Here is a 798-nt window from a genome sequence, read left to right on the forward strand (position 1 = left end):
ATACGAATCCACCATGCATTCATCGAAAGACTTGTAAGATCGTTTGTCTTTGTGACAAGCAGTGTGGCAGTCGCTGTAAACTCTGTAGAAGACCGGATTTTCGCTGCATTGATATTTGTCCGCTTATGAGACAGCAGAATGTGAAAAGCTGAATAAACCACCTTCATCAATGGATTCAAATTCCAGCCCATACATATCAACATTATACCGATTCAGTCCGTGAAGGCTGTTTCTCCAGAAATGGTCTCTGCTGCAGAGAATCTCCTGATGCTCTCCCCATGCTGAATTTGCAAAAATCAACGCTTTTAATGGTTCCAGTTTTGTAAATGTATTTAGTGACTCTACCAGATTCTCTTCTTCTACATCCAGTTGAATCTGGCTTGCACAAGAGAATAAACCAAAGTTCGGATAATGATGGAACAATATTTCCTGACCATAATTCTTGTATGAGGAAAGATGATGATACAACATGCGGTACCTTTCACTGACAACAGGCACATTTTGATTGATTGTATAGTGCGGATTAATTCCCTGGTGCTAGAATATAAATAGTACAATTCAAAATGAGAATTCCTAATCTAATATTTCATGGTACAATGTAGGTACCGCACTGAAGGAGGATCTCATTATGGCAAAGCACTATGACAAACAGTTTAAACTGGATGCAGTCCAGTATTATCATGATCACAGAGACTTAGGACTGCAGGGCTGTGCATCAAATTTAGGAATCAGTCAACAAACATTATCACGTTGGCAAAAGGAGCTACGTGAGACAGGTGATATTGAATGCCGTGGTTC

General features: G+C 39.7%; 1 protein-coding gene. It reads right to left on the reverse strand.

Annotation, left to right across the window (positions count from 1 at the left end):
- Positions 1 to 123: 123 nt before the first annotated feature.
- A complete protein-coding gene (locus tag ABE613_RS15085) occupies positions 124 to 471 on the reverse strand; it encodes a hypothetical protein (RefSeq protein ID WP_347376812.1) in 348 nt (115 codons plus the stop codon).
- Positions 472 to 798 lie beyond the last annotated feature (327 nt).

It is taken from the genome of Dorea chungnamensis (assembly GCF_039832125.1).
Taxonomy (GTDB): Bacteria; Bacillota; Clostridia; order Lachnospirales; family Lachnospiraceae; genus JAFBIX01.